Raw genomic sequence first — 224 nt, 5'->3', positions numbered from 1 at the left:
AGTTCGATTCTCTTTTTATGAGCCATTGTAGCACGTGTGTAGCCCTACTCGTAAGGGCCATGATGACTTGACGTCATCCCCACCTTCCTCCGGTTTATCACCGGCAGTCTCCTTTGAGTTCCCGACCGAATCGCTGGCAACAAAGGATAAGGGTTGCGCTCGTTGCGGGACTTAACCCAACATTTCACAACACGAGCTGACGACAGCCATGCAGCACCTGTCTC

General features: G+C 52.2%; 1 rRNA gene. It reads right to left on the bottom strand.

What is annotated here, in order from left to right:
* Positions 1–224, bottom strand: a 16S ribosomal RNA gene (locus tag MFP24_RS00060); the annotation flags it as partial.

It is taken from the genome of Brenneria tiliae (assembly GCF_023347575.1).
GTDB lineage: Bacteria > Pseudomonadota > Gammaproteobacteria > Enterobacterales > Enterobacteriaceae > Brenneria > Brenneria corticis.
The sequence above is the reverse complement of the archived record's forward strand: the minus strand, read 5'-3'. Positions and strand labels throughout refer to the sequence as shown.